The following is a 21,357-nucleotide window of genomic DNA, read 5'->3' on the forward strand; positions in this document are numbered from 1 at the left end:
CCTGCCCCGCCCGGGCCCCCCCCCTCCCCACCAGACAAACACTAACCCCCCCACCTTCACGCCTGTGGTTTCTTTACCTGTTGGTGGGGCCCCCCACCCCCCCCCACGACAGGGGATCACGTGCTCCGCGCCAGTGGCTCCTCCTTGGTCTCCGCGTCGATCGCGACGTTGCCGCCGGACAGGATCGCGACCACCGGGCCCGGTGGCAGGTGTGCCTGGTGGGTGAGGTAGGCGGCTGTGGCGGTCGCGCCGCTGGGTTCGGCGCGTTCGCCCAGCTCGCGCCAGAGCAGGTCGGCGGCGGTGTCGATGGCGTCCTCGGGCACGGTGAGCATGTCGTCCACGTGACGGTGGATGTGTTCCCAGGCCAGGGCGCCCAGTACCGGGGCGCGCAGGCCGTCGGCTCGTGTGCGGTAGGTCAGTTCCACCGGCCATGCGGTCCGCGTGCCCGTCCGGAAGCTGGCCGCACCGTCGGCGGCCAGTTCGGGTTCGACGCCGATCACCCGGATGGTCGGGTCGGCGGCCTTGACCGCCACCGCGATCCCGGCCAGCAGGCCGCCGTTGCAGACGGGCACCAGTACGGTCCCCGCGTCCGGCAGGTCCAGGCAGAGTTCGGTCCCGGCGGTGCCGTGCCCGGCGATGACGTCGTACGCGTCGGAGCCGACGACCGTCGCGCCGAACCGGTCGGCCAGGGCGAGGCACGCCTCCTCCCGCAGGGCGGGCGGCACGATCACCACCTCGCCGCCGAGCCGGCGGGCGGCGCGCACCTTCAGGTCCGGGGCCGTGTCGGGCAGGACGACGGTCGCCCGCACCCCGTGTTCGGCGGCGGCGTACGCGATGGCCTGGGCGTGGTTGCCCGACGACTGGACGATCACGTGCCGGACGCCGTGTCCGGCCAGCCGGCCCACGGCGTTGACCGCGCCGCGCACCTTGAACGAGCGGGTCGGCTGGCGGTTCTCCGGCTTGACCCAGAGCCGTTCGCCGGGCACCCGCAGCAGCGGCGTGCGCCGGACGTACGGCGCGATGCGGTCACCGGCGGCCCGGACGTCGGCCGCGGTGACAAGCCCGGTGACAAGCCCGGTGCCGGGCCCGGTGTCGAGCCCGGTGACAAGCCCGGTGTGAGTCGTGCCGTCCGCGCCTTCCGTGGGTTCCGGGTTCATGCGCTCAGCACCCTCTCCTGGATGGCGTCCAGGTCGGCCGCGGCCTCCGACGGCGGGGCGGCGTCCGGGACGAGGTCCTCCAGGTGATGCAGCGGCCGGTGCCGCAGCCCCACCAAGCCCCACAGCACCAGGAACACGCCGCTGGCGAGCAGCACGACCCCCGCGCCCCCGCCGGGCCCGCCGGCGAACCGTCCGGCCCATTCCGCCAGCGGTCCGGCGGCGAGGAAGCCGATCGGCTGCATGGCCGTGGCGATCATGATGTTCACCGCGAGCACCCGTCCCTGCAGCTCCGGACCCACCTTGACCTGGATGATGGACAGCCAGTGCGCGTTGCCGATGCTCATGCACGCCAGCCGGACGAACAACCCGGCCGCGACCAGCCACACGACCGGCCACACGCCCATCAGCACCACGCCGAGCCCGGATCCGACGACGAAACCGATCATCCCGGTGGCCCGTCGCCGGGTGCCGCCCCACACCAGCACCACGCCGGTGCCCACGGCCGCGCCGACGCCGCCGACGGCGGTCACCAGGCCCAGGTCCGCGGAGGTGCCGATGGCCAGCACGACGGGGGTGACGAGCACCCACATCAGCGCGGTGCAGAAGTTCACGACCGCGAAGTAGAGCGCCATCACCATCAGCGGACGCCGCCTGCGCAGGAACCGCCACCCGCCGGTGAGCGCCGCCGTGAACGTCTCCTCGCGCCGGTGGAACAGCCGGTCGGGGAAGCGCACCAGCAGCAGCGTCAGCACGCCGATCGCGAACGTGGCCACGTCCACGGCCACCACCGCCGACAACCCGAACAGGCCGATCAGCGCGCCGCCCGCGAGCGGCGCGACCACGTTGCCCGCGCCGAAGCCCACGTTCGCCAGCGCGTTGGCCTGCGGCAGGTACGGTTTCGGCACCAGTTGCGCGATCGCCGCCAGCCACGCGGGCTGCTGGAACGCCGACACGACGGAGGTCACGCCCACGATGAGGCAGACGTTCCAGAACTCCAGCCGCCCGGTGGTCAGCAGCAGCACCAGCGCCACCATGGACAACCCGGACAGCGCGTCGCAGGCCAGCATGATCCTGCGCCGGTCCACCCGGTCGGCCAGCGCGCCGCCCAGCGGGGTGAGCAGCACGGCCGGGATCTGCGCCAGCATCGTGACCAGCGCCAGGTCCAGGATCTCGCCGCTGCGCTGGTAGGCCCACACGCCGAGCGCGAACGAGCTCAGCGCCGTGCCCAGCGCCGAGACGATCTGCCCGCCCGCGACCGTGTAGAAGGGCCGCAGCCTGGCGCGTTCGGGCGGACGCACCGGGTCGGGCAGCGTCCCGGCCGCCCAGCGGGTCAGGTGCGCCAGCACCAGGGCGGCCAGCGGCTCGGCCTGGTGACGCAGGAAGTAGTGCCCGGCCCTGGGCAGCACGGCCCGCTCCACCCGCGGCGCGAACGCCGCCCATTCGGTGTGGCGCTCCTCGTGCAGCTCGGTGGCGCGGTCGCGTTCCCCGACCAGGCTCAGGATCGGGGCGCGCAGCGGCGCGCCCTCGCCGGCCAGCTCCTGGCCGAACCACTCCTGCGCCTGGTCGGCGTCGTGCCGCATGGCGCGTACGGCGGTGCGCTTGGCGGCCTCGTCCATGTCGTCGAGCAGCCCGCCGGAGGCGCGCAGCGCGTCCCGGAACATCCGGTCGGACACCCAGCGGTCGCCGCCGAACAGCCGCCTGACCGGACCGGGCAGCCGTGCCGCCGGGAAGCTCGCGGCGGCGATCACGCCCAGCACGGGCACGCCGTCCGCCTCCAGCCGGCGTGCCAGCGCGACGGCGGTCGCGGAGCCCACGCAGTGGCCGTAGACCGCGACGGGACCCGACGCGGTCGCGGCCACCTCGGCGGCCAGCACGTCCACGAGCTGCTCCAGCGGGAGCGGCGGCTCGTCCGGGCGGGCGGGGTCGTGGCCGGGCAGTTCGGCGGAGAGCACCTCGACCCGGTCGCCCAGCGCCTGGGCCAGCGGCTGGTACACCGCCGCCGACCCGCCGCCGTACGGCACGCAGACCAGCGTGAACTCGCCGGCCCGGCCGCCGCCCAGGCGGTGCAGCAGCCCGCCGGTGTCCTCGCGGCCCAGGAACGCGGCCAGCTCGGCCACGGCGGGCCGGGTGAACAGGTCGATCACCCGCAGCCCGCGGCCGATCTCCTTGACCGCGCGCACCGCGGCGAACGAGTCGCCGCCGAGGGCGAAGAAGTCGTCGCCCGCACCCACCCGTTCCACGCCGAGCACCCGGGCGAAGGCCCCGGCGACCAGCTCCTCGTTCGGCGTCGAGGGCGCCGCGTACGCGGCCTGCCCGGCCACCGGCTCGGGCAGCGCGGCCCGGTCGATCTTCCCGTTCGGATTGAGCGGCAGCCGGTCCAGGGCCATGACGTGCGCCGGCACCATGTAGTCGGGCAGCCGCTCGCGCAGCGCCGACCGTACGGACGCGGCCTCCACGGTCGCGGGCGTCACCCACGCGGCGAGCTGCCTGGCCTTCCCCTCGCCGACAGGCAGCACCACGGCCTCGGCGACCTGGGGCAGCGCCCGCAGCGCGGTGGTGACCTCGCCCAGCTCGACCCGGTAGCCGCGCACCTTGACCTGGTCGTCCACCCGGCCGCGGAACTCGATCCGCGCGTCGGAGGTGACGCGCAGCAGGTCGCCGCTGCGGTAGCAGCGTCCCTCGGCGGTCAGCGGGTCGGGGACGAACCGCTCGGCGGTCAGCTCGGGCCGGCCGATGTAGCCGCGGGTGACGCCGGGGCCGCCGACCACCAGCTCGCCGGGCACGCCGGGCGGCACCGGCCGTAGTGCGGCGTCCACGAGGTGCCCGTACACGCCGGGCAGCGGACGGCCCAGCGGCACGATGCCGGTCCGCCGGTCGGCGGGGATCTCCTCGGTGTCGCAGACCAGGCAGATCATCGTGGACTCGGTGTGGCCGTAGTGGCTCTGGATCCGCAGTCCGGGCCGGGCGGCCCGGGCCCGCTCCACCAGGTCCCACGGGCAGGCCTCGCCCGCCAGGATCAGCAGCTCGCGCGGCAGCACGGCGGCCAGGTCGCCGCCCGAGGCCAGCAGCTCCAGGTGGCTCGGGACGCACTTGACGACGTCCACCCGGTGCTCGGCCAGGTATCCGGCGAACGCGGCCGGGTCCATGGCGGTCTCGCGGGGGACCAGGTGCACCGTCCCGCCCGTGGTCAGCGCGCCGAACACGCAGGTCAGGCCGAAGTCGGCGGCGGGCGTGGAGACCACCGCGAACGACCCGCCGGGCACGCCGATGCGCGGCAGCATGCCGCCCAGGTAGTTCAGGACGCCGCCGTGCTCGGCGGCCACCGCCTTGGGCGTGCCGGTGGACCCCGACGTGAAGATCACGTGGTGCAGATGCTCCGGCAGCACCTCGACCCGGGGGCGGGTGTCCGGCAGGGACGGCGGCCGGTCGAGCGCCAGCACCCGCCGGCCGTCCCCGATCAGCGGCGCGAACTCGCTCACCGTCACAACGGCCCGCACCCCGGCGGCCTCCAGCATCGCGGCGATCCGCGCCGCCGGGTACGCCGGGTCCATCGGCAGGTACCCGCCGCCCGACTTCTGGATGCCGAACAACGCGCACGCCAGGTCCGCGCCCGGCTCCAGCAGCACGCCGACCGGCTCGTCGGCGCCCACCCCGGCCTCCAGCAGCCAGCGCGCGATCCGGTTCGCGGACGCCTCCAGCTCCGCGTACGTCAGGGCGCGGTCGGCGCCCACCACGGCCGGCGCGCCGGGCGTCTCGTCCACCCAGCGCTCGATCAGGTGGTGCACCGCCCCGGCGGGCGGCTCGGGCGGCGGCCCGCCGTCCACGGCGGGGCCGGTCACCGGCTCCAGCGGCACCGCCCCCACCGGCGCGTCCAGGTCGGCGAGCAGCCCGTCGAGCAGGGCCGCGTACCAGCGGGTCAGCTTGGCGGCGGTGCCCGGCTCGAACAGGTCGGTCCGGTAGGCGAGCCCGCCGCGCAGCGGCGCGCCCGGCCCGTCGTCGACGACGTGCCAGCTCAGGTCGAACTTGGTGGTCAGCTCCGGCAGGTGGATCTCGGACGCCTCCAGGCCGGGCAGCTCCGGCCCGGCCCCGCCGGGGATGTAGTTGAGCATCACCTGGAACAGCGGCGTGGCCGCCAGGTTCCGCTCCGGCCGCAGCCGGTCCACCACCCGGTCGAACGGCGTGCCCGCGTGCGCGAGCGCGCCCAGCGCGGACTCCCGCGCGCGGGCCAGCAGGTCGCGCCCGGTCGGGTCGCCGCCCACGTCGGTCCGCACGACGACGGTGTTGAGGAAGCAGCCCACCACGCCTTCGGTGTCCGGGTGGTCGCGGCCGGAGACCGGCACGCCGACCGCGACGTCCGCAGTGGCCGACAGCCGGGCCAGCAGCGCCTGCAGCCCGGCCAGCAGCACGATGAACGGCGTGGACCGGTAGGCGGCGGCCACCGCCCTGATCCGCTCGCTCAGCCCGGCCGGCAGCTCCAGGTCGAGCGCGGCCCCGCCCGGGTCGGGCACCGCGGGACGCGGCCGGTCGGTGGGCAGGTCGAGCACCGGCGGCAGGCCGTCCAGGTGCCCGGCCCACCAGTCCAGGTCGGCCGGGTCGGGGACGGGGGACACCTCGGCGTACTGCGCCGGCGGCGGGTCGAGCGGCGGGCGCAGGCCGAGGCGGGCGGCGTACAGGCCGGACAGTTCCGACAGCAGCAGCCCGCGCGTCCAGGCGTCGGTGGCGATGTGGTGGAAGGTGAGCGAGAGCACGTGCTCGTCGTCGGCCCCAGGCTCGCCGACGGTGAGCAGCACCGCCCGCATCGGCGGCTCGCGGTCCAGCGCGAACGGCGTCGCCAGGTGCGCGGCCAGCACGTCCTCGACCTCCGAGCGGTCCACGCGCGTGGTGGACACGGGCACCTCGGCGGCGTCCCGGACCACGATCACCGGCTCGGGGCCGGAGTCGTCGACCACGCCGCGCAGCACGTGGTGCCGCTCGGCCAGGTCGCGTACGGCGTCGAGCAGGGCGTCCGCCCGCAGCGGGCCGCGCAGCCGCAGCGCCACCGGCACGTTGTAGGCGCTGCTGTCCGGTTCGAGCTGGGCCAGGAACCACAGCCTGGCCTGCACGCCGGACAGCGGCACCGGCCCGTCCGCCGGCGCGCGCCGCACGCGAACGGCGTCCGCCGGACGGGGGAGCGCGGCGGCCAGGTCGGCCAGCACCGGGTGCTCGAACAGCAGCCGCACCGGCACCGCCGCGCCCAGCCGCTCCCGCAGCCGCCCGGCCACCCGGGTCGCCGCGAACGAGTGTCCGCCGAGGGCGAAGAAGTCGTCGTCCGCCCAGACCTTGGGGAGCCCGAGCACGTCGGCCCAGACCTCGCCCACCAGGCGCTCCCCCGCGGTGCCCAGCGGCACCCGCACCGCGGGCCCCGCCTCGGGCACGGGCAGCGCCGCCCGGTCCACCTTGCCGTTCGGGGTGAGCGGCAGCGCCGCCAGCACGCCGATCGCGGCCGGCACCATGTAGTCGGGCAGCCGCTCGCGCAGCGCCGCCCGCACCTCTGGCACGTCCACCGTGGCCATCGCGGCCGGCGTCACCCAGGCGGCCAGGCGCCGCTCCAGGCCCTCGCCGACCGGCTGCACGTACGCCTCCGCGACCTGCGGCAGGGCCCGCAGAGCCGCGGCGACCTCGCCCAGCTCGACGCGGAAGCCGCGCACCTTCACCTGGTCGTCGATCCGCCCCAGGAACTCGACCAGCCCGTCCCCGGTCATCCGGACGCGGTCGCCGGTGCGGTACCAGCCGCCGGTGAAACGTTCCGCGGTGAGGTCGGGGCGGCCCAGGTAGCCGCGGGCCACGCTGGGCCCGCCGATCCACAGCTCACCGGGCACGCCGGGCGGCAGCGCCCGTCCGGACGGGTCGGCCACCCGGCACAGCACGTCGGCCAGCGGCCGGCCCAGCGGCGCCCGGCCCGGGCCCAGCCCGGCCAGGGCCTCGGCCGCGTCGCAGGCCAGCACCGAGACCGTGGTCTCGGTGGGGCCGTAGTGGATCTGCACCTCCAGGTCCGGCCGCGCCTCCCGGACTCGCGCCACCAGGTCCGCCGGCACCGCCTCGCCGGCCAGGATCAGCAGCTTCCCGGGTAACGCGGCCGTGCCGAGGAGTTCGAGCTGGCTGGGCACCATCTTGATCGCGTCCACCGGGTGCGCCGCCAGGCGGGCGGCGAACGCGGCCGGGTCGGTGGCCGTCTCGTGGTCGATCAGGTGGAGGGTGGCGCCCGTGGTCAGCGCGCACCACACGTTCGTCATGCCGAGGTCGGCGGCGGCGGTGGAGACCAGCGCGAACGACGTCATCCCGGCGGGGACGACCTCGGCCACCGCGCCGAGGTAGTGCGTGATGTGCCGGTGCTCGACCGCGACGCCCGAACGCCGGCCCGTCGAGCCCGACGTGTATTTCAAGAAAGCCAGGTGCTCCGGCCGCACCGCCAGGCCGGGACGCTCGCCGGCCGCCTCCGCCGCGGCGGCGAGCTCGGCGTCCGTGAGCACGAACCGCGCACCGGCGTCGGCGATCACCGCCCGGTTGCGCCGCTCCGGATAGACCGGGTCGAGCGGCAGGTAGGCCGCCCCCGCCTTGAGCACGCCGAGCATGGCGACCACCAGCTCGGGACGCCGCTCCAGCAGCACCCCGACCGGCTCCTCCGGACGCACCCCGCTCGCCAGCAGCCAATGGGCCACCTGGTTGGCGCGGCGGTCCAGCTCCGCGTAGCTGAGCGAGCCGACGGCGACCGCGTCCGGGCGGGCGTCGGCCACCCGCTCGACCAGCGTGTGCAGCGGCACGTCCACCGGCAGCGCGGCGTCCCGGCCGCGCAGGTCGTCGCCGGCCGGCAGCCGCACCGGCGCGGCGGGGTCGGTGAGCAGGCCGTCCAGCAGCTCCAGGTACCAGCCGGCCAGCCGGCTCACGGTGGCCTCGTCGAACAGGTCGGTGCGGTACCGCAACTCGCCCGAGAACCGGGTGCCGTCGTCGCCGAGCTCCAGGTTCAGGTCGAACTTGGCGGTCGGCGCGGGCGGCGTCCCGGCCACGACCTCCAGCCCGGGCAGCGACATCGGCGCGCCGGTCTCGTAGACGTTGAGCATCACCTGGAACAGCGGCGTGACCGCGAGGTTCCGCTCCGGCTGCAGGCGCTCCACGACCCGCTCGAACGGCGTGCCGGCGTGCGCGAACGCGTCCAGCGCCGCCGTGCGCGCCCGCGCCAGCAGCTCCGCGCCGGTCGGGTCGCCCGAGGTGTCGCCGCGCACCACCAGCGTGTTGATGAAACAGCCGACGACCCGCTCGGCGTCGGGGTGGTGGCGGCCCGCGTGCGGCACCCCGACGGCGATGTCGTCGACGCCGGACAGGCGGCTCAGCAACGCCTGCAACCCGGCCAGGAACACCATGAACGGCGACGTCCCCGCCACCGCGCGCACCTTCGCCGACAGCGCCTCGGGCACCTCCACCACGACGGCCGCCCCCTCCCACGTGGGCACGGACGGGCGCGGGCGGGCGAGCGGCAGGTCGAGCACCGGCGGCAGGCCCGCCAGGCGCCCGGCCCACCAGTCGAGGTCGGCGTCCGGCCGTCCGGCCTCCCAGGCGGCCACGTCCGCGTACTGGAGGGCCGGGGGAGCGGGGGGCGGCTCCAGGCCGAGGCGGGCGGCGTACAGGCGGGTGAGGTCGTCCAGCAGCACGCGTTCCGACCAGGCGTCGGTGGCGATGTGGTGCAGGGTGAGCGCGAGCACGCACTCCTCGTCGCCGAGCCGGAACACCGTGGCCCGCAGGGGCGGCTCGGCGTCCAGCCGGAACGGCCGCCAGGCGTGTGCGGCCAGCTCCCGGTCCAGCTCCGTCCCGTCCACATCCACCACGGGCACCGGGACGGCGGCGACGGGCCGCACGCGTCCCTCGTCGATGACGCCGCGCAGGACCCAGTGCCGTTCGGCCAGGTCCGCCACCGCGCCGGTGAGGGCGGCGACGTCCACCGGGCCGCGCAGCCGCAGCGTCAGCGGCACGTTGTAGGCGGGCGTGTCCGGTTCGAGCTGGGCCAGGAACCACAGCCGTTCCTGCGCCGGCGACAGCGGCATGTCCGCGGCCGACGTCGCCGGGATGCCGGGGGCGGCCTTCTTCTCCTTCTGCTTCAGAGCGGCGTCGATCCTGGACCGGACGAGTTCGGCGATCCGGTCCTCACGTGTCTCGGTCATCCCTCGTCCCCCTCCATCAGGTCGGCGGCCAGCAGCTCTTCGAGCGCGGCGGCGAAGTCGGCGAGCACCGGACGGTCGAACAGCAACCGCACGGGCACGGTGACCTGCAACATCTCGCGCAGGCGGGCGGCCACCCTGGTCGCGGCGAACGAGGCTCCGCCGAGGGCGAAGAAGTCGTCGCCGGCCCAGACCTCGGGCCGTTCGAGCACCTCGGCCCAGACGGCGGCCACCAGCCGCTCGGCGCCGGTGTCCGGCGCGACCCGCGCCGGGTCCGGGCCGGTGTCCGGCTCGGGCAGCGCGTGGCGGTCGACCTTGCCGCCGGGCAGTGTGGGCAGGGCGGGCAGGGCGACCCAGCGGCGCGGCACCATGTGGCCGGGCAGCCGGGACCGGGCGTGCCGCTCGATCGCGGCCAGGTCCGCCGTCTCCGGCGCGACGTAGCCGACCAGGTGGGCGTGCGCGTCCGTCCCCGCGACGGTCACGGCGGCCTCGGCCAGCTCGCGCAGCACGGCCTCGATCTCGCCCAGCTCGATCCGGTATCCGCGGACCTTCACCTGGTGGTCGCGGCGGCCATGGAACTCCAGCGTCCCGTCCGGCCGCCATCGGGCCAGGTCACCGGTGCGGTAGCAGCGGCCATCCGGCGTGAACGGGTCGGCCACGAAGGCGGTCGCGGTCAGGTCCGGACGCCCCCGATAGCCGCGGGCCACCCCGGCGCCGCCCAGCAGCAGTTCGCCGACCGCGCCCGGCGGCACCAGCCGCAGCCGCGCGTCGACCACGTACGCCCGCTCGCCCGGCATCGGCGCCCCGATCGGCACCCGGTCGCCCTCGTGCGCGCGCACCCGGTGCAGCGTCGAGGTGACGGTGGTCTCGGTGGGCCCGTAGGCGTTCCACAACTCGCCGACGCGGCGCAGGATCTGCTCGGCCAGCGCCGGGTCCAGCGCCTCCCCGCCCGCGACGGCGCGCAGCGCCGGGCCGCCCGCCCAGCCGGTTGCGATCAGCATCCGGTACGCGGTCGGCACCAGGTCGATCACCGTGGCCGCGCTCGTGCCGATCAGCTCGGCCAGCGCGTGCCCGTCGGTGGCCGTGGCCCTGTCCACCACCACCGACGTGCCGCCGGCGGTCAGCACGCTCCACAGCTCGGAGGCGGAGGCGTCGAAGCTCAGCGGCGCGACCGCGAGTTGCACGTCGGCCGGGCCGAGGCGGAGCGTCGAGATCATCCCGGCCACGAGGGCGGCCAGGCCGCCGTGGGTGACCTCGACCCCCTTGGGGGCGCCGGTGGAGCCGGAGGTGTAGGTGACGTACGCCAGGTCCTCGGAGCGCACCTCGGGCAGGTCCGCGAGCGGGCCGGCCGCGAGCCGGTCCGCGTCGAGCACCACCGGCCGGTGCCCGGCAGGGGTCGCCGGGCCGTTCGGGGCGGGCGGCGCCGGGTGGTGCGGGGCGGGCGGCGCCGGTTCGTTCGGGGTGGACGGCGGGGCTGGGTCGAAGGGGGTGTCGCCGCGGGTGAGCACCACGCGGGCGCCCGCGTCCGCGGCCAGCAGGCGCAGCCGTTCGGCCGGGTGTTCGGGGTCCAGCGGCAGGTACGCCGCCCCCGCCCGCCACACGCCCAGCAGCACCACGGGCAACATCCGGTCCCGCGGCACGTGGACGCCGACCACGTCGCCCCGCGACACCCCGTGCGCCAGCAGCCCGGCCGCGATCCGGTCGGCGCGGTCGTTCAGCTCGGCGTGGCTCAGCGCGGCGCCGTCCGGGCCGACCACCGCCGTGCCCACCGTGCCCGCCGTGCCCGCCGTGCCGGTTCTGTGGGCCGCGAGGGCCCGGGGCACCGGCGGCAGGTCGTCCGGCAGCCGCGGGCCGGCCGCGCGGGCCAGCAGCGCGGCGCGCTCGTCCGGCGTGACCGGCTCGAACGCCGCGATCAGCAGGTCCGGCTCGGCCACCGCGCGTCGCAGCAGCCACAGCAGCCGGTCCAGGTACGCCCCGGCCGCCTCCCGGCCGAGCAGCGCGACCGCGTACTCCAGGTGCAGCTCGGCGCCGGCCGCCGTGCGGTTGACGAGCACGCTGAACTCGTGCACGGCAGCGCCGGAGCCGACCTCGGTCAGCAGTTCGAGGCAGCCCGCGCGCACCGGCACCTCGGCGTGCTGCATGGCCAGCAGCACGGGGGCGCGGGGCAGGTCGGCGGGCGGCGCCTCCTGGTGGACGAGCGCCCGCGTGGTGGCCTCCCCGGCCTGCCTGACCAGGTCGCGGAAGGTCGGCTCGGCGTCCGGCCGCAGCCGCACCGGCACCGTGTCGATCAGCGGCCCGACGACCCGGGCCAGCTCCGGCCTGGCACGCCGCGCCGCGACCATGCCGACCAGCGTGTCCGGCTCCCCGGCGGCCAGGGCGACGGCGGCCACGTACACCGCGAACGGGGTCGCGCCGCACGCGCGGGCCAGCGCGGCCACGCCGTCCGTGAGCTCTTCGGGCAGCGGCCTGGTCACCCGGCACGTCGTCAGGTCGCGCGGCGGCGGCCCCGCCACCGGCGCCCCCGCCAGCTCGCCGCGCCAGAACTCCCGCAGCCGCGCGAGGTCGGGCCGTTCCTCCTGCTCGCGCACCGCCACGTCGCCGAGCTGCACCGCGGGCTCGGGAACGGGCTCGCCCGCCAGCTCGGCGGCCAGCTCGTCCATGAGCACGCCGACCGAACCGCCGTCGAAGGCGAGGTGGTCGGTCACGAGCACCAGCTCGGCCACGTCGTCCCCGACGGGGCACAGGCTCGCGCGCAGCAGCGGCACCTCGTTCGTCACGTCGAACACGTGCTCCGCCGCGGCCCGGGCCACCTTCACCGGGTCCGCGCCCGCCGGGTGCTCGACCAGCGGGACGGCGACGGGCGGGTGCACGACCGCGTACGGGACGCCGTCCTCGCCGACGGAGACCGTGCTGCGCAGGGCCTCGTGCCGGCGCAGGACCGCGTCGAGTGCCGGGCGCAGCGGCGCGCTCCCGCTCAGGCCGCGCACGCGCAGCCGGACCGACACGGTGGTGACCGGGCTGTGCGGGTGGAGCTGGCGCAACGTCCAGAACTCGCGTTGCGCGGCGGTGAGCGGGTGCCGGGTCCGGCCGGTCCGCCGCACCGGCGCCGATCCCGGCTCGCGCAGCCGCGCCGCCAGCCCGGCCGCGGTCGGCTCGGTCAGGAACGACGCCAGGGGCACGGTGTGCCCGAGCCGCCGTGACAGCTCGGTCACCACCCGGGCGGCGGCCAGCGAGTGCCCGCCCAGGTCGGCGAACCGGTCGTGCACGCCCACCTCCGGCAGGCCCAGCACGTCCGCGATCACCTCGGCCACCTGGCGCTCGTCGTCCGTGCGCGGCGCGACCGGGGCCGCGTTCCCCGTCCGGGCGGCGCCCAGCTTGGGCAGGGCCGCGCGGTCCACCTTGCCGGTGGGGCCGATCGGCAGGTCGCCGGTCACGCCGATCCTGGCCGGGACCAGGTGGTCGGGCAGGCGGTCGCGCAGCCAGTCGCGCAGGTCGGGCTCGGTCACGCCGGAGGCGGCCACGTGCGCGGCGAGGTAGGCGATGCCGTCGTCGTCGGTGTGGGCCAGCACGACCGCGCGGCGCACCGCGGGGTGGCGGTCCAGCGCCGACTCGACCTCGCCCAGCTCCACCCGGTAGCCGCGGATCTTGACCTGGTCGTCGGCGCGGCCCACGTACCGCAGCTCGCCGTCCACCCGTCGGACCAGGTCGCCGCTGCGGTAGACGCGGGCGCCGTCGGGCTCGGTGCGGAAGGCCTGCGACTCGTGGCCCAGGTAGCCGCGGGTCACGCCGGGGCCGCCGATCCACAACTCGCCGGTCTCTCCGTCCGGGACCGGCCTGCCCGCGTCGTCGCGCACGCTGAGCAGCGCGCCCGCCATCGGCTCGCCCAGCGGCGGTTCACCCTGGTGGTCGCGGGTCACCTCGAACATGGTGGAGCCGGTGGTGCACTCGGTGGGGCCGTACATGTTGAGCACCCGGCGTACGCCCGGGTTGGCGAACATGCGCGCGACCAGGGCCGCGGTCAGCCGTTCGCCGCCCGACAGCACCATGCGCACGCCGTCCGGCAGCGGCTCGCGCAGTAGCACCGACAGCGCGGACGGGACGCCGAAGACCGTGCGCACCTCGTCGCGGGCCGGCAGCGTCGGCAGCGCCAGCACGTTGTCCGCCATGATCACGGTTCCGCCGGCGAACAGCGGCGTGAAGATCTGGGTGATGGAGGCGTCGAAGCAGATGGAGGAGCCGGCCAGCATGCCGCTCAACTCCTCGGCGGTGTAGGCGGCCGCCTCCCAGCGCACCAGGTTCAGAGTGTTGCGATGCTCCACGACCACGCCCTTGGGGCGGCCGGTCGAGCCGGAGGTGTAGATGACGTACGCGGCGTCGCCCGGCTCGCCGGGCACCTCGGGCCCGGACGCGGCGGGCGTCACGTCATCGACGAGCACCGTGGCGGCGCCGGTCAGCGACGCGGTGTCGCGCCGCGCGGCCGAGGTGACCACCGCGCTCACGGCGGCGTCCTCGGCCATGAAACGTAACCGTTCCGCCGGGTAGGCCGGGTCCAGCGGGACGTAGGCCGCCCCCGCCTTCAGCACCCCGATCAGCGCGGGCACCAGCCACTCGTCGCGGTCCAGGCAGATGCCCGCCAGGTCGCCGCGTCCGACACCGCGCGCGGCCAGGGCGTGGGCGACCCCGTTGGCCCTGCGGTCGAGCTCGGCGTAGGTCAGCCGGCTCGTGCCCGCGACGACGGCGAGGCGATCGGGCGTCCGCCGGCACTGCGCCTCCAGGGCCTGGTGGAGGCGGCTGGGGGAGTCTGTGAGAGGGCGGTTCGCGCCCGTCACATCCGTAGTCATGTGTCCTCTTTCCAGCAAAGATCGAACGTGCCCGGGTGGGCGGTCTCGAACGGGCCCGCTCCTCCGGGACGGCACGCGGGCCCGGGCGAGGTCGTCGCTGGGCGCGCGGGGGTCGTGCGGGCGGCTCACTGCCGCATGGTCGGCGGGGCCGGCGGGGGCGGCGAGGAGTGTCTTCTACGGTCACCTGCTCCCTTCACCGAAGACCGGGTCCTCCGCACAGCAGCATCGGTGACCCGGCTTGCCGCTGACTTGGAACCTGCCGTGATCTTGCTTGCAGCAGGGCAACGTCGACGGCCGATCGGCTCGGGACGGCTCGGCGGGCGGCCTTCTCTCCACTGCTCCGGGGCGCCGGGACACCGTGATCCTCTCGGCCGGGGCCGTCCCGCAAACGGGCCTCCCCAGGGGAAAAGGACTGGACGCGACGACGGCCGGGCTTGTAGCTTGCAGGCGACCGTGACACCGCCCGAGGAGGTGAGCCCCATGAACGCAGTTCCGCTGTGGGTGCTCCCCCATTCCGTCACGGCCGGGCGGCTGACGTAGGCGTCGCCGGGAGCGCCTCCGACAAGGCACTCCCGAAAGGCAACGCCATGCACTCTCCGCACGCCAACGCCACAGAGCCGCCGTCGAACGCCGGCGCCGACCGCGTGCCCCTCGCGTACGACGTGATCATCGCCGGATGCGGGCCGACCGGCGCGATGCTGGCCGCCGAACTGCGGCTGCACGACGTACGGGTACTCGTCCTGGAGAAGGAGACCGAGCCCAAGTCGTTCGTCCGCATAGTCGGGCTGCATATTCGCAGCCTTGAGATCATGGCGATGCGCGGCCTGCTGGAACGCGTTCTCGAACACGGAAGACGGCGTCCGGCCGCCGGTTTCTTCGCCGCCATCGACAAACCCGTGCCCAAGGGCCTGGATTCCGCGCACGCCTATTTGCTGGGCATTCCGCAGCCGGTCATCGAGCGCCTGCTCGAAGAGCACGCGATCGACCTCGGAGCGCAGATCCGCCGCGGTCGCGCGGTGACCGCCCTCGAACAGGACGACGAAGGCGTGACCGTCGAACTGGCCGACGGGGAACGGCTGCGCGCACGCTTTCTCGTCGGCTGCGACGGCGCACGCAGTACGGTGCGCAAACTGCTCGGCGTCGGCTTCCCCGGCGAGCCGTCGCGGACCGAGACGCTGATGGGCGAGATGGAGGCGGGCGTGCCGCAGGAGGAGATCACCGCCAGGGCGGCCGAGCTCCACGGGCCCCACAGGCCGTTCTGGATCCGGCCCTTCGGCAACGGGGTCTACAGCGTCGTCGTCCCGGCCGTCGGAACAGGCGACCGCGCGGAACCGCCGACCCTTGAGGACTTCCGGCAGGCGCTGCGCGCCCTCGCCGGAACCGATTTCGGCGTGCACTCGCCGCGCTGGTTGTCCCGCTTCGGCGACGCCACCCGGCTGGCCGAACGTTATCGGCTCGGGCGGGTGCTGCTGGCCGGCGACGCGGCGCACATCCACCCACCCATCGGCGGACAGGGCCTCAACCTCGGCGTCCAGGACGCGTTCAACCTCGGCTGGAAGCTGGCCGCGCAGGTCCGCGGCTGGGCGCCGGCCACGCTGCTGGACACCTACGAGGCCGAACGCCACCCGGTCGCCGCGGACGTGCTGGACAACACCCGCGCCCAGAAGGAGCTGCTGTCCCCCGAACCGGGCCCGCAGGCCGTGCGCAGGCTGCTCACCGAACTCATGGACATCGACGAGGTGAACCGCCACCTGATCGAGAAGATCACCGCGGTCGGCGTCCGCTACGACTTCGGCGAGGGCCCCGACCTGCTCGGCCGCCGCCTGCCCGACCTCGACGTGAAGGAGGGCCGCCTCTACGGCCTGCTGCGTCACGGCCGTGGCCTGCTGCTGGACCGCACCGAACGCCTGACCGCCGGCGGCTGGTCGGACCGGGTCGACCACGTGGCGGATCGCACCGCGGCCCTGGACGTCCCGTGCGTCCTGCTGCGCCCCGACGGCCACGTGGCCTGGGCCGGCGACGACCAGCACGACCTGGACGCCCATCTCTCCCGCTGGTTCGGCCCGCCCGCGACCCGATGAAGGCGCGGCCCTGTCGGGGATGAAGAGGTTCGGGTGATCATGACGCCGCCGCCGTCGTGAACCGCGACGACGGCGGCGCCGTCAAGATCGTGCAGGGGGGCGCCGCGTTCGTATAGGGATGGCGTCAAAACGTCCCCGGTCACGGGCGCGGGGGGTGAGGCTGGGGGCGTCAACAATGCGGACGAAAGCGACACATGCCTACCAATCCCACTCCTGAACAGCCCCCCACCCCGTACGACGTGGAGATCGAGCGCGCCCGGCTCAGGGAGATCAGGTCCCGGCTCCCCGACGCCGTCCGGCCGCTCGGCGGCGTGCTGCCGAGCCTGGCCGGGCTCACGGTGGCGGAGTCCGCCTTCACGTCCTTCACCTATTCGCTCGCCCTGGCCTACAACGAGGTCGAGGCGTTCACGATGGTGGAGGCGCGCCACCGGGTCGAGGACGTGGCACGCATCCAGGACGGCCTGACCGCGTCCATCGCGACCTGGGAGAGCGCCGAGCGTGCCAGTTCCGTGAGCCGGTGGTGAACCTCGCGGCCCTGGGGCGGCACGGCCTCATGGTGGGCACGGGCGCGGCGCTGACGCTGTCGGCCCTGGGCGTTCCGGCGGCCTGGCCGTTCGTCGGCAAGATGTACGTCCACCAGTACGACCCGCAGGCGTTCTTCGACGCCGCCACCACCTGGTCGTCGGTCCACGACGACGTCGTCGCCGCCCGGCTGGACGTGGAGGCCCTCGTCGCCGGGGTGGCCGCGACGAGCTGGCGCAGCGAGGACGGCCGGGCCTTCCAGCGCCGCATGGACGCCTACCTGGCCGACCTCCGCTGCATCGAGCTCCGCGCGCTGGTCACCGCGCTCACCCTGTTCACGGCGGGGGCCGCACTGGCGGCGATGGTGCTGTTCCAGTTCCTGGTCGCGGCGGCCATGGCGGCGGTGGCGCTGTGGACGCTGACCGCGGCCGTCACGCCGCTCAGCCTGGCCTCGGCCCGGCTCCTGGCCATGCAGTGCCTGATCAAGCTCTTCGAGGGCTACCAGGCGGTGGAGTCGATGCTCGACGCGCTGCTGCACGGCTGCGCCGCCGCCCTGACCGCGGCGGTGGCGGCCGACCTGGGCGTCCGGACCGTCCGCGGTGACCGTGACGGCCTGAACGACCTCGCCGCGGCGACCTTCGCCCAGGGGCCCATGCTGGTCTGGGGCACGGCCGACCGGATCGAGCGCGACCTGACCGCGCACGGCCTCAGCGGCCGGTTCCCGTCCTCCGGCCCCTGGTCGGGCGGGCGGGCGGGCGCGGCTCTGCCGCCAGGACTGCCGCAGGCGGCGGGCGGCAAGGCGGTCAACGATCTCATGACCGGCGGCCAGACGCTGACCGGCCGCCTCACGCCGGAGCAGAACGCCGACGGCTCGTACCTCTTCCCCTGGGAGTGACCAATGGGAGCGTCCATGAACTTCGAGGAAGAGCTCGGGATCGACCCCGAGCGGCTCGCGGCCGACGCCGACCGCCTCTTCGGCCTGCTGGGACGGCCGCCCGGCGAGGCCGCGACGGCACGGGCCGAGTCCCGGGACGGCTGGGTGAGCGTCGAGTACAGCTGCGCGGCGGGCGTGCGGGACCTGCGCCTCGACCCGCGGGCCATGCGGCTGGACTCCGGCCGGCTCGCCGGGACGATCCTCGACCTGATCCAGCAGGCGCGGGAACGGGCCGAAGCCGAGGAACGCGCCAGGACCGAGGCCCTTCTCGGCGGCAACGCGCTTCTGGCCGACCGCCGGCTCGTCGCCGAGCACCTGCGCGCCGCGACCGGCGCCCTCCAGGAGAACCTGGAACGCGCCGCCGCGACCATCGACCGGGTCCGCGCCCTGCTCCGCCCTTGACCAGGCGGCGGCACGTCCGCGGTCAGGGTCTGAAGCGGTAACCCATCCCGGGTTCGGTGATCAGATGGACCGGCCGGGACGGGTCCCGTTCGAGCTTGCGGCGGATCTGCGCCATGTACTGGCGCAGGTAGTGGGTCTCCTTGACGAACGTCGCGCCCCACACCTCGGTGAGGACCCGGCGCTGGCTGATCAGCTTGCCGGGGTGGCGCAGCAGCAGGTCGAGGATGTGCCACTCCGTCGGCGTCAGCCGGACGTCGCCGGAGATCGTCTTGTTCGTCAGGTCGATGACGTGGTCGCCGATCCGGATGCTCGCCAGCTCGGCCTCCTGGATGGCGGTGCGCCGGGTCACGGCCCGCACCCGGGCCAGCAGCTCGTCGATGCCGAACGGTTTCGTCACGTAGTCGTCGGCGCCGGCGTCCAGGGCCTCGATCTTGTCCTGGTTCCCGGCCCGGCCGGACAGCACGATGATCGGGATGCCGCTCCAGCCGCGCAGGCCGTGGATCACCTCCACGCCGTCCAGGTCAGGCAGGCCCAGGTCGAGGATGACCAGGTCCGGGGCGGCGTCGACGGCGGCCCTGAGCGCGGACGCGCCGTCGGCCGCGACGGTGACGTCGTAGTGCCGGGCGACCAGGTTGATGCGCAGGGCGCGCAGGATCTGCGGCTCGTCGTCCACGACGAGGATGCGGGTCACCGGGTCGTCCTCCGCGGGGTGGCGACGGGCAGGGTGAGGATCATGGTCAGACCGCCCCCAGGCGTCTCTTCGGGTACGAGCGTGCCGCCCATGGCCTCGGCGAGCCCGCGTGACAGGGCGAGCCCGAGCCCGACGCCGGAGTGGTTGTCGCGGTCGCCGAGCCGCTGGAACGGCTGGAAGACCCGGTCGTGCGCCTCCGGCGGGATGCCCGGGCCGCGATCGATCACCCGGATCTCGACGTGGTCGCCGTGCCCGCTGGCGGTGATCAGCACGGTCCGGCCGGGCGGGCTGTAGCGCACGGCGTTGGACATGAGATTGACCAGGACGCGTTCGAGCAGCGCGGGGTCGGCCAGGACGTCGGGCAGCTCGACGGAGACGTCGCCGTCGATGCGCTCCTGGAGCGGGCCCAGGTCGTCGATGGCCCGCGGCACGATCTCCTCAAGTGCCAGGGGCTGCGCGCTCACCCCGAGCACGCCCGCCTGCAACCGGCTCATGTCCAGCAGGTTCGCCACCAGCCGGTCCAGCTTGTCCAGCGACTCCTCCGCGGTGGCCAGCAGCTCCGAGCGGTCCCGTTCCGACCAGGCGATCTCGGTGCTGCCCAGGCTCTCGACGGCGGCCTTGGCCGAGGCGAGCGGCGTACGCAGGTCGTGGCTGACGGCGGCCAGCAGCGCGGTGCGCATGCGGTCGGCCTCGGCCAGCGGGCGGGCGTGTTCGGCCGCCTCCTGGAGGCGTTCCTGGCGCAGCGCGACGGCGGCCTCGGCGGCGAACGCCTCCAGCACCGCGCGGTCGGAGGCCTCCAGCGGGCCGCCCTTGGCCGCCAGGACCAGGTCCTCGCCGATGACGACGTCGGTGTCGGACTGGCCGGGGCAGGTGGAGGGGGCGCCGCCGGAGGTGGCGACGATCCGCCAGACGTCCGGGTCCGACTGGTCGTCGGGGGTGTGGGCGGCGTCGGGCCGGCGTTCCAGCAGGGTGACCGAGCTCAGGCCGAACGTCTCGCGGGTGCGTTCCAGCAGGGACGGCACGGCGGCCTCGCCGCGCAGCACGTGCCCGGCCAGCGTGGACAGCAGTTCGGCGTCGGCGCTCGCGCGGGCGGCCTGCCGGGTGCGGCGGGCCGCGATGTCCACGATCGTGCTCACCGCCGCCGCCACCAGCAGGAACACGACCAGCGCGAACAGGTTCTCCGGGGCGGCGATGGTGAACTCCCCGACCGGCGGCGTGAAGAACCAGTTGAGCAGCAGCGACCCGCCGACGGCCGCGGTGATGGCCGGCCACATGCCGCCGGCCAGTGCCACGCCCACGGTCAGGCAGAGGAAGAACAGGATCTCGCTGGGCAGCGACAGCAGGTCCCGGAACGGCCACAGCGCGGCCGTCAGCAGCGGCATCCCGGCCACCGCGAGCACCCAGCCGGTCGTGCGGCGGGCGCGGGTGAGCGCGGCGCGCGAGCGGCCCGGCCGCCGGCCCTTCTTGGCCTCCTCGTGCGTGATCATGTGCACGTCGATCGAGCCGGACCGGGCGGTGGTCTCCACGCCGACGCCGCGGGAGAAGATCTGCGCGAACCGCCCCCTGCGCGAGGCGCCGAGGACGAGCTGGGTGGCGTTGACGCCGCGGGCGAAGTCGAGCAGCGCCCGGGGGACGTCGTCGCCGACGACCTGGTGGTAGGTGCCGCCCATGTCCTCCACCAGTGTGCGCTGGCGGGCCAGGCTGCCCGGGTCGGCCCCGGCCAGCCCGTCGGCGCTGGTCACGTGCACCGCGAGCAGGTCGGCGCCCTTGGTGCGGGCGGCGATGCGGGCGGCCCGCCGGACCAGCGTGTCGCCCTCGGGGCCGCCGGTCAGGGCGACGACGACGCGTTCGCGGGTCTCCCACGTGGTCGCGATGCCGTGGTCGGCGCGGTAGCGGTCGAGCTGGTCGTCCACCTTGCCGGCCACCCACAGCAGCGCCAGCTCGCGCAGCGCGGTGAGGTTGCCGACGCGGAAGTAGTTCGACAGCGCCGCGTTCACCTTCTCGGGGGCGTACACGTTGCCGTGGGCCATCCGCCTGCGCAGCGCCTCGGGCGACATGTCCACCAGCTCGATCTGGTCGGCCCGGCGCACGACCTCGTCGGGCACGGTCTCGCGCTGCGGCACACCGGTGATCTCCTGGACGACGTCGTTGACCGACTCCAGGTGCTGGATGTTCACCGTGGAGATCACGTCGATGCCGGCGTCCAGGATGTCGTCGATGTCCTGCCAGCGCTTGGCGTTCTTCGAGCCGGGCACGTTGGTGTGGGCCAGCTCGTCGATCAGCGCCACCCGCGGCCGGCGGGCGATCACGGCGTCGGCGTCCAGCTCGGTGAAGGTGGCGCCGCGGTGGACGAGCGTCCGGCGGGGGACGATCTCCATGCCCTCCAGCAGGGCGGCGGTCCGGGCCCGGCCGTGGGTCTCGACGAACCCCACGACCACGTCCCGGCCGCGCTCGTGGGCCCTGCGGCCCTCGCCGAGCATCGCGTACGTCTTGCCGACCCCGGGCGCCGCCCCGAGGTAGACCCGCAGCCGGCCCCTCAC

General features: G+C 75.2%; 9 protein-coding genes. 4 read left to right on the forward strand and 5 right to left on the reverse strand.

All coding sequences use genetic code 11. The annotated features are described in order from the left end of the window. Positions 1 to 116: 116 nt before the first annotated feature. Genes ABZ815_RS21360 through ABZ815_RS21370 form a run of 3 tightly spaced genes read right to left on the reverse strand, consistent with a single transcriptional unit; the run spans position 117 to position 14,187 of the window. Positions 117 to 1,157: a pyridoxal-phosphate dependent enzyme gene (locus tag ABZ815_RS21360; RefSeq protein WP_357700399.1), complete on the reverse strand. Its 1,041-nt coding sequence runs from the start codon at positions 1,155 to 1,157 to the stop codon at positions 117 to 119. Beyond that, positions 1,154 to 9,349, reverse strand: coding sequence for an amino acid adenylation domain-containing protein (locus tag ABZ815_RS21365; protein ID WP_357700401.1), 8,196 nt, complete (start codon positions 9,347 to 9,349; stop codon positions 1,154 to 1,156). Before ABZ815_RS21365 ends, ABZ815_RS21360 begins: the two co-directional genes overlap by 4 nt. Next, on the reverse strand, positions 9,346 to 14,187 hold the full coding sequence (locus tag ABZ815_RS21370) for an amino acid adenylation domain-containing protein (RefSeq protein ID WP_357700404.1): 4,842 nt from the start codon (positions 14,185 to 14,187) through the stop codon (positions 9,346 to 9,348). Before ABZ815_RS21370 ends, ABZ815_RS21365 begins: the two co-directional genes overlap by 4 nt. 587 nt (positions 14,188 to 14,774) lie before the next feature. Here ABZ815_RS21370 and rox point away from each other — a divergent pair. The 4 genes from rox to ABZ815_RS21390 all read left to right on the forward strand — a co-directional run bounded on the left by rox (position 14,775) and on the right by ABZ815_RS21390 (position 18,126). Then, positions 14,775 to 16,268, forward strand: a complete 1,494-nt coding sequence (rox, locus tag ABZ815_RS21375; RefSeq protein ID WP_357700406.1) for a rifampin monooxygenase — start codon at positions 14,775 to 14,777, stop codon at positions 16,266 to 16,268. Positions 16,269 to 16,462: 194 nt separating this feature from the next. Further along, positions 16,463 to 16,792: a hypothetical protein gene (locus ABZ815_RS21380; protein ID WP_357700409.1), complete on the forward strand. Its 330-nt coding sequence runs from the start codon at positions 16,463 to 16,465 to the stop codon at positions 16,790 to 16,792. Further along, on the forward strand, positions 16,786 to 17,685 hold the full coding sequence (locus tag ABZ815_RS21385) for a hypothetical protein (protein WP_357700411.1): 900 nt from the start codon (positions 16,786 to 16,788) through the stop codon (positions 17,683 to 17,685). The genes ABZ815_RS21380 and ABZ815_RS21385 overlap by 7 nt, the downstream gene beginning before the upstream one ends. A gap of 15 nt (positions 17,686 to 17,700) precedes the next feature. Next, positions 17,701 to 18,126, forward strand: coding sequence for a YbaB/EbfC family nucleoid-associated protein (locus ABZ815_RS21390; protein ID WP_357700414.1), 426 nt, complete (start codon positions 17,701 to 17,703; stop codon positions 18,124 to 18,126). Between the two features lie 22 nt (positions 18,127 to 18,148). On the opposite strand, the gene ABZ815_RS21395 is transcribed toward ABZ815_RS21390, so the two are convergent. Both ABZ815_RS21395 and ABZ815_RS21400 read right to left on the reverse strand, forming a co-directional pair. Further along, positions 18,149 to 18,817, reverse strand: a complete 669-nt coding sequence (locus ABZ815_RS21395; RefSeq protein ID WP_357700417.1) for a response regulator — start codon at positions 18,815 to 18,817, stop codon at positions 18,149 to 18,151. Beyond that, complete coding sequence (locus tag ABZ815_RS21400; RefSeq protein WP_357700420.1) at positions 18,814 to 21,357, reverse strand: sensor histidine kinase KdpD; 2,544 nt, start codon at positions 21,355 to 21,357, stop codon at positions 18,814 to 18,816. The genes ABZ815_RS21395 and ABZ815_RS21400 overlap by 4 nt, the downstream gene beginning before the upstream one ends.

Source organism: Nonomuraea sp. NPDC047529 (genome assembly GCF_040642995.1).
Classification (GTDB): Bacteria; Actinomycetota; Actinomycetes; order Streptosporangiales; family Streptosporangiaceae; genus Nonomuraea.